At 46.0% G+C, this 8,153-nt stretch carries 9 protein-coding genes; 7 read left to right on the forward strand and 2 right to left on the reverse strand.

Annotation, left to right across the window (positions count from 1 at the left end):
- The first annotated feature begins 123 nt into the window (after positions 1-123).
- The 7 genes from ACYVRA_RS05175 to ACYVRA_RS05205 all read left to right on the forward strand — a co-directional run bounded on the left by ACYVRA_RS05175 (position 124) and on the right by ACYVRA_RS05205 (position 5,896).
- Entirely contained in the window at positions 124-822 is a 699-nt protein-coding gene (locus ACYVRA_RS05175) for a tetratricopeptide repeat protein (protein WP_461251685.1), read from the forward strand.
- A gap of 30 nt (positions 823-852) precedes the next feature.
- Positions 853-2,829: a tetratricopeptide repeat protein gene (locus ACYVRA_RS05180; RefSeq protein ID WP_461251686.1), complete on the forward strand. Its 1,977-nt coding sequence runs from the start codon at positions 853-855 to the stop codon at positions 2,827-2,829.
- Positions 2,826-3,095 carry an ACT domain-containing protein gene (locus tag ACYVRA_RS05185; protein WP_461251687.1) on the forward strand — a complete coding sequence of 90 codons (270 nt, stop codon included), beginning with the start codon at positions 2,826-2,828 and terminating at the stop codon, positions 3,093-3,095. The genes ACYVRA_RS05180 and ACYVRA_RS05185 overlap by 4 nt, the downstream gene beginning before the upstream one ends.
- Before the next feature lies 1 nt (position 3,096).
- Positions 3,097-4,458, forward strand: coding sequence for a DUF711 family protein (locus ACYVRA_RS05190; RefSeq protein WP_461251688.1), 1,362 nt, complete (start codon positions 3,097-3,099; stop codon positions 4,456-4,458).
- A gap of 242 nt (positions 4,459-4,700) precedes the next feature.
- Entirely contained in the window at positions 4,701-5,228 is a 528-nt protein-coding gene (locus ACYVRA_RS05195) for a DinB family protein (protein WP_461251689.1), read from the forward strand.
- Between the two features lie 115 nt (positions 5,229-5,343).
- Positions 5,344-5,589 carry a hypothetical protein gene (locus ACYVRA_RS05200; protein WP_461251690.1) on the forward strand — a complete coding sequence of 82 codons (246 nt, stop codon included), beginning with the start codon at positions 5,344-5,346 and terminating at the stop codon, positions 5,587-5,589.
- Positions 5,576-5,896, forward strand: coding sequence for a type II toxin-antitoxin system PemK/MazF family toxin (locus ACYVRA_RS05205; RefSeq protein WP_461251691.1), 321 nt, complete (start codon positions 5,576-5,578; stop codon positions 5,894-5,896). Before ACYVRA_RS05200 ends, ACYVRA_RS05205 begins: the two co-directional genes overlap by 14 nt.
- 7 nt (positions 5,897-5,903) lie before the next feature.
- Here the strand turns inward: ACYVRA_RS05205 and thiI are convergent, their stop codons facing one another.
- Complete coding sequence (thiI, locus tag ACYVRA_RS05210) at positions 5,904-7,064, reverse strand: tRNA uracil 4-sulfurtransferase ThiI (protein WP_461251693.1); 1,161 nt, start codon at positions 7,062-7,064, stop codon at positions 5,904-5,906.
- A partial coding sequence (locus ACYVRA_RS05215; protein WP_461251692.1) for a cysteine desulfurase family protein occupies positions 7,055-8,153 on the reverse strand: 1,099 nt, incomplete at its 5' end. The genes ACYVRA_RS05215 and thiI, both read right to left, overlap by 10 nt.

An 8,153-nucleotide genomic window follows, 5' to 3' on the forward strand; every position in this document is an offset into this window, starting at 1 on the left:
ACCCGCGGAGAGTAGATTTGAGGGTCAATTTTGTCAGAAATACACAGTATTTTCAATACAAAGTCCTTTTTTGTCGATAATATTTAATATATATTATATATTATTGAGTATAGGAAGGGAAAGATGACAAAAAAAATAATTTTGATTTGGGTGATATTATTTTTTGCCGGTCTTTGCTATGGGCAGTCGAACTTCGCGAAGGGCGAGGAACTGCTGATGAGAAATCAGCCTGCTCAGGCGGAGAGTTTCCTTATTCGCGCGATTTCCGACGATCCCGGTAATCCTGTCGCGTATATTTACTTGGGTATTGTATATGAACAGATTGGCAGGGCGGAAGACGCCATATCTATTTACAGGCGGATTTTGCCGTCGGCGGGAAATTTCTCAGCCAATGTCGCGAATAATCTGGGTAATGTTTATTTTCAAAAGGGAAGTATTGATACTGCCGAACAGTACTATACTCAGGCGATTGGTTTTGATTCAAATTATCCTAACGCGTATCTTGGCAGGGCTAACACCCGCGTTAAAACGGGGAATTTGAAAAACGCTATTTCTGACTATGAGCAGTATTTAAGGTTGGACCCGCGTTCTAAACAACGCGCTAAGATTGAACAGCTTGTAAACTTGATCCGAACTGAAGCCGCGGAAGCGGAAATGAAAAGGCTCATGGCGGAAGAAGAGGCGCGCAGAATCGCCGAAGAAAGGCAAAGGCTTTTAGATTCGGTTTCCGCCTCGCTTCAATCGGTTGTTGATTCCAGCAAGGGAATTTCTTCCGGTACGGAAAGCGTAGAAAATTATGACGGTGAATTTGTGTTAGAGTAACACAACTAACAGGATAGGGGGGGAATATAAATGACGCAACAACAAAAAAAGATTCTTTTAATTTCAGGCGGAGTTTTGCTTGTTCTGCTCGTTACGGGGCTGATACTTTTTTTAACGCTCCGTAAAAAAGGCGCGGAAGATATTGATATTACAAAAACCGGCGCTGACGCGAGAAGAAATAATATAATAAAACTCGCCAATACTTACGCGCAAAGCGGTGAATATGAAAGGGCGTTAAATCTTCTTGACGGCATTTTAATTGATAATCCCGATGATGAAGAGGCCATCGCTCTTCAACGCGCCATACTGAGCTTGGATAGAAGCAGCGGCAGCGGCGGCGGAAATAGCAGCGACAGGACGGACGCACTGCTTGAAGCTCAACGAAGATTCCTTGAGGAGCAGCAGCGGCAAAACGCCGTGATCGCTTCCAGCATTCAAAGGGCTGGAGCGGACGCGTCTTCAAAATCGGCGGCTGAAGCTGAAGCCGCTGCGGAGCGCAGAGCGGCAGCCGAAGCCGAGCAGGCAAGAAAAAAAGCGCAGGAAGAAGAACTCGCTAAAGCAAGCCGTGAAATGCAGGAAATAATGCGGAAGGTAAATAATCTTGTCGCTGACGGCAAGGCGAGGCTTGCCGCCGATGATCTGCATGGAGGAACCCAATTATTTAACGAAGCTAGAAGATTAATCCCTCCAAGTGAAACGCGCTTTGACGCTCAAAAACTCTCTGAAATGGCGGACGCTTATTATGATTTCAGCGCGAGGAACTCCAACAACAGTTCCGGGCGGGAAGCTCTTAACCACGCGTCGCAATTGGCGACCGAAGCCATAACAAAAGATCCCACTCAGGCGCTGCCGCATTATGTTCTTGGGCGTATCGCGCGCGACGCTAATCAGACTGAAAAAGCGATAAACGAATTTAGGGAGGCGGCGCGTCTTGATCCTTCAAATTTCATGTACTTTCATGACTTGGGAAGAATGTTATTTCTGGCGAAGCGTTATTCTGAAGCAAGAGACAGTTTTCAATCGGCTGTAAAAATTAATCCCCGCTTTGAAGCGTCGTGGTACAATCTTGGCGGTACGTTACGCGCGTTGAACCGTCTTGACGATGCGCTTGCCGCGTACAGGCAGGCTGTCGAGATAAAAGCTGATTATGCGGCAGCGCACCGTGAAATAGGCAGGCTTCTTTTGGCAAAAGGGGATACTAACGGCGCGATTAAATCATTTACAAGCGCGTTACAGTACAGTCCCAACGATTTTAGCGCGATGTGCGAATTGGCCGCGGCGTACAGTCAGGCTGGCAACTATACGGAAGCGGAAACTATTTTTACAAGGGCGATGAAAAATAATCCTTCCGATCCCCAGACAAATTACAATATGGCCGTAGTCAAGCTGGAACTTAAAAAAAATACAGAGGCGCTTAATTTCGCGAAGTTAGCCGTGGACGCGAATCCTTCCAACGCGGTTTATGTGTACACTTTAGGGCTTGCCTGTGAAGCGCTTGGCGCTTTTGATCAGGCTGTCGCGGCGTATAAAAAAGCGGCGTCTTTGGATGCGAAATACCTGCGTCCCAGAATTAATCTTGGAAGCATATATCTTGCCAACGGAAATTATACGGAAGCTATTTCATGGCTTAATGAAGGTTACGCGATTGATTCTTCTAACTTTGAGGTGAATAACAATTTAGGCGCGGTTTACGCGAAACAGGAAATTTGGTCTTCGAGTATTATCTATTATGAACGCGCTTTGAATATAAGGCCCAATGATTCCGTAGCGCGTCTTAATCTCGCGCGCGCCTATGCGGGATTGGGCGATCTTCAAAAAGCGCAAAATGCCTATCAGGCGGTGTTGCGCCTTGCGCCCGACAACTGGGACGCCATGTACGAACTTGGAATGACGTGCGTAACTCTCGGGCAGAACGCTGACGCGAAACGTTATTTGCAAGACTTGGTCAGCAGAAACCCCAATTATTCCGGCAAGGCGGAGGCGGAGAGGATTCTAAGAAGCCTATGAACGCTATAATTACGGTCGTAGGAACGGACAAGGTTGGAATAATAGCGAAAGTTTCCGCGTTCTTGGCGGAACGGAATATTAATATCGAAGATATTTCTCAAACAATTTTAAGCGGAAACTTTGTAATGATGATGATGATCAATTTATCCTCCTGTTCCAAGGCGCTGGAAGAAATAAAGAAAGAACTTTCCTCTCTTGGAGATACGTTAAATGTAAGCATAAGCCTTATGCACGAAAAAGTTTTTTCCGCTATGCATAGGATATAAAATGCTATTTACGCCGTTTGAGATTAAAGAAACTGTTGATATGTTTATGCGCTACAAGTTGGACATACGCGCCATAACGCTTGGCGTTTCTTTGTTGGATTGCATAAGTTCAACGGGAGATGTTACGCGAAAAAAGATACGGGAAAAACTTTTGCGCGTCGCCGGTCCGCTTGTAAAAACGGGCTGTGATATTGAAACTGAATATGGCATACCGATAATCAACAAACGCATCTCCGTTACGCCAATTTCCTTAATCGCCGCCTCATGCGATGAAGAAAATTATACGCCGTTTGCTAAAACATTGGATGAAACGGCGAAAGAACTTGGCGTTGATTTTATCGGCGGCTTTTCCGCTCTTGTTCAAAAGGGGATTTCATTGGGCGATGAGAAATTGATTAAGTCTTTGCCGGACGCGCTTTCCGCGACTGAAAGAACCTGCGCTTCCGTAAACGTCGCCTCTACAAAGAGCGGCATTAACATGGACGCGGTGCGTCTTATGGGCGAAATAATTAAAAAAACAGCCGAAGCGACCGCGGACAAATCAGGCATAGGCTGCGCGAAACTGGTTGTCTTTTGCAACGCTCCCGAAGACAATCCCTTTATGGCGGGAGCTTTTCACGGGGTAGGGGAGGCGGAGAGCGTACTTAATGTTGGAGTCTCCGGCCCCGGCGTAATAAAAGCCGCCATTGAAAACTGCCGCGAAATGAGTTTTGACGCGTTAGCTGACACTATCAAAAAGACCGCTTTTAAAATAACGCGCATGGGCCAGCTTGTCGGGTTTGAAGCCGCCCGCCGCATAGGAGTCCCATTCGGCATTTTAGACCTTTCACTTGCGCCGACTCCGGCGGTAGGGGACTCTGTAGCGCGAATACTTGAAGAAATAGGCCTTGAAGCCGCCGGTACCCACGGAACGACCGCCGCTTTAGCGATGTTAACCGACATGGTAAAAAAAGGCGGCGTAATGGCGTCTATCCATGTAGGCGGCTTTTCCGGCGCCTTTATCCCCGTCTCTGAAGACGAAGGCATGGTGGCGGCAGTAAAAAGCGGCTCCCTCTCCCTAGATAAACTGGAAGCTATGACCTGCGTCTGCTCCGTAGGGCTGGACATGATTCCCCTCCCCGGCGACACGTCAGCGGCGACAATCGCCGCAATTATCGCCGACGAGATGGCAATAGGCATGGTGAACAACAAAACAACCGCGGTGCGCGTAATCCCCGTCCCCGGCAAGAAATCAGGCGAATGGGCGGAATTCGGCGGCCTTTTAGGAGGCTCCCCAATAATGGCGGTGAACAGTGCAAATAGCGACGCTTTTATTAACCGAGGCGGAAGAATCCCCGCGCCTATTCATAGTTTTAGGAATTAGTTGGAAAAGAGATTCTACCACGAACCAACACGAACAGGGAGCAATTAGCAGTGAGCAGTGAGCAGTGAGCAATGTTGTTGTTCGTTATTAATGCGTGGACTTCATGATAAGATAACGGACAAGAACCCACAAATTCTTCCCTTTGTGTTCTTTGTTCCTTTGTGATCTTAGTGAGAACTCTTTCGAATAAATTTCTTCCAAAATAAGCGATTATATGCTATCATCTACAAAAGGAGAAAAACATGAACGAAGCAAAAATTTACGCCAAATATAATCAGGCGGGTAACAAGACTATTTTTGGGCTCATGGATCAAATGAGCAATGACGAGCGTGAAATGGACAGGGGAAGTTTCTACAGGAGCCTTTCAGCGCTACTACGTCATATTATTGGTGGAACACGGTTTTTTCTAGGGATGTTTAAAGCCTCTTTGAGCGGCAACGCGGCGGCGGTAAATGCAATCTCAGCGATAGAATCTCTTCCAAAACTGCCTGAAGGGGCGTTAAGCGACACGCAGTGGAAAGAACTGGAATCCGTGCTTAATACGGTTGACGCGGCTTATGTTGGTATGGCCGAAGCATTAAGCGAGTCCGATCTTAACCTTCCTGTTAAAACTGAATGGTACGGGGGAAATCCCGCTTCAGTGCCGTTGTCTTTCATGCTGAGCCAGCTTGTCGTTCACAACACTCATCATCGGGGGCAAATTTCTCAAGTTTTTGATTCCCTTACTATAGCTAACGACTATTCAGGGATTGATGTTTCGTTCCTTTAAGAATTATTAAAGAATTCTACCACGAACAACAACAAGCCGCTTACTTTGATGTTTTATGGCTTGCAAGATAATTATGTAACTTGTACAATAAGGTTGATAAGCAGGAGGCAAAAAAATGATGCGTGAACTGACATTAAATGTTGATGAAACACTTTATAATACTCTAGTATCTATGGTCGAGAAACAAACCATAGGAAATTTGTTAGCCGAGTTTATTCAAGCCCGATCTTCTAAGCGTACATATACCCAAGAAGAATTGGAAGCCGGTTACAAAGCAATGGCGGCTGATGAAGAATATGAACGGGAAGCTATGGAATGGTGTAACGGACTAATGAATGGAATTGACGATGAAACGCGGTGAAGTTTGGTGGGTTGATTTTGAGCCGGCTTCAGGAAGCGAAACCAGAAAAACAAGACCGGCTGTCATCATAAGTAATGACGCTTCAAATATTGCTCTTTCGCGTGTTGTGGTTGTTCCTTTCACCAGTAATATATCTCGGATTTATCCGGGTAATACATTGGTTAATATAAATGGAAAGACAGGTAAACTAATGGCTGATCAAATAATGACTGCTGATAAAAACCGCTTAAAGAATTATATCGGAGCGTTAAATTCCTCTGATATGGCAAAAGTAGCAGAAACAGTTCGGATGCATTTAGAATTATAAAAAAAATTTATTTAACCAACTCATACCCTTCAAGCGCTTCATCAATTAGCTCTTCAAGTTCCAGCTTTTCGTATAACTCATTCGCCTCCGTAACATTGCCGTGCAGCACCGGGTGCGGGGGGCTGAATAGGGTACAGCAGTCCTGATAGGGCTGTATTGAAATTTCAAAGGTGCCGATTTGCCTTGCTTTTTTTATGATGTCTTCCTTACTGAAACCAATCAAAGGGCGAATAACGGGGACTATTACCCTGCTTTGAGTGCATGTTAAATTTTCTATCGTTTGGCTTGCCACTTGCGACAAACTTTCGCCCGTAATCAGGCACTTGCATTTTGTTTTTTGCGCGGCTTTTTGCGCGGCTTCCATCATCGCCATGCGTAACAGGACAGTAGTCCATTGAATAGGGGCGCGTTCTTTTATTCTCATCTGCGCTTTGGTAAAATTTAAAATATAGAGATTAATCCCCATGCAGTACGCGCCTGTAATTTTAGCGAGATCGATAACTTTTTGTTTTGCTTCCAGAGAAGTGTAGGGGTAGGAGTGAAAATGAATCGCGTCTATGATCATTCCACGCGCCGCCATCATAAAACCGGCGACAGGAGAATCTATTCCCCCGGATAACAATAACATTCCTCTTCCTGCGGTGCCGACGGGAAGGCCGCCCAATCCCTTTTTGCCGCCCGAGTAAATCAACGCTTTTTCGCGGATTTCAATTTTTATTATGTCATCGGGAGAGTGAATATCAACTTTCATATCGCTAAACGCGTCCGTAATAGCCGCACCCGCGTTACAGCATAACTCGTAAGAAGTAAAAGGAAAACTTTTATCTGTCCTTCGCGCGTCAATCTTAAAAGTTTTTATCCCTCTCTCTCTGAGTTTTTTTCCCTCTTCAACACAGGCGGCAAGAACGGCGGCGGGTGTTTTTTCGCAAGTGGTAATTTTTGCCCAGCCTGAAATTCCAATTAAGTGGGAAAGAACGTTCTCTATTTCCTGTGATTTTTCTTGTGGGGCTTGAATGTAATAACGGCCGGCTGTGAATTTTAATTTTATGCCGCCCGTTTCGCAAAGCAGTTGTTTTATGTTGTGCTTTAACGCTCCTTCAAAACTTTTTATGTTATCGCCTTTAAGGGTAAGTTCCGCGGGTTTTAAAAGCCAATTGCTTACAGAAATTTTAACACCTCCGCGACCGCGCCTAAAAAAAGCTCGATTTCTTCGTCAGTAGTGGCGTACCCCTGTGAGACGCGAATGCCTTCGATTCTTAAATTTTCTTCAACGCCCATCGCGGCAAGGACGGGGCGTTCGGGAGACGATGACGAGCAAGCCGATCCTGTTGAAATCGCGAAACCAAGGTCGTCAAGGGCGCGCGCCATAACTTCGCCGGGGATGTCTTTAAAAGCGGCTTGTAATATGTAGGGAGAAAATCTATTGTCTTCAGGGACGCGACAGGAGGGAATGAAAGTACAGCGTTTTATTGCCGCAAGAGAAGTCATCAGTTTTTTCCATCGGGCTTTTGCGCGTTCATACTCAATTTGTACCGTTTCCGTGTTCGCATACCGCGTAAGGCAATCCGCCAGTTCTACCGCTCCTTGAGTGTTTTCAGTTCCGCCCCTTATCCCTTTTTCCTGACCGCCTCCCGTGTAAAACGCATCCAAAGGTTTTTTCAGATATAAAAGCCCAATCCCGCGCGGTCCTGAAATTTTATGGGCGCTTATTGAAGCGGAATCAATTTCCCAATTTGAAATGTCAACCGGTATCTTTCCAATCGCCTGCACAAGATCGCAGTGAAAATGTATTGGCGCCGATTCATTTCTTTTTTGTAGCGCTTCCCTTAAAGAAGCAATGTCGGTTACGGCTCCAGTCTCGTTATTTACCGACATAATAGACGCGAAACGAACATCGCCGTATTTATCAAGCGCTTTTGTAAAAGTTTCGGCTGTCACCCTTCCCGTAGAATCAACCGCAATACTGCCGGTTGATTTTCCTATTTTGTCCAAAGTTTCCATTCCCTCCCTTACCGAAGAATGTTCCGCAAGAGATGAAATTACCCTTCCTTTTCCTGGACGCGTCAGATTGGAAAAAAGCGCGATACTGTTGGACTCGGTCCCGCCGGACGTCAAGTACAGAGTTTCAGGCGGCACGTTTAAAACACAAGCGCACCGCTTTCTCGCGTCTTCAAGGGCTTGCTTCGCGTATCGTCCTTCGCGGTGGTTAGACGAAGGGTTTCCAAACGGCACGTAAATATCGCTCCTTGAATACGGG

The sequence above is a fragment of the Treponema sp. R8-4-B8 genome (assembly GCF_054786175.1).

Coding starts and splice junctions, on each gene's coding strand:
- ACYVRA_RS05175 (WP_461251685.1), top strand. CDS start 124: ATGACAAAAAAAATAATTTTGATTTGGGTGATATTATTTTTTGCCGGT.
- ACYVRA_RS05180 (WP_461251686.1), top strand. CDS start 853: ATGACGCAACAACAAAAAAAGATTCTTTTAATTTCAGGCGGAGTTTTG.
- ACYVRA_RS05185 (WP_461251687.1), top strand. CDS start 2,826: ATGAACGCTATAATTACGGTCGTAGGAACGGACAAGGTTGGAATAATA.
- ACYVRA_RS05190 (WP_461251688.1), top strand. CDS start 3,097: ATGCTATTTACGCCGTTTGAGATTAAAGAAACTGTTGATATGTTTATG.
- ACYVRA_RS05195 (WP_461251689.1), top strand. CDS start 4,701: ATGAACGAAGCAAAAATTTACGCCAAATATAATCAGGCGGGTAACAAG.
- ACYVRA_RS05200 (WP_461251690.1), top strand. CDS start 5,344: ATGATGCGTGAACTGACATTAAATGTTGATGAAACACTTTATAATACT.
- ACYVRA_RS05205 (WP_461251691.1), top strand. CDS start 5,576: ATGAAACGCGGTGAAGTTTGGTGGGTTGATTTTGAGCCGGCTTCAGGA.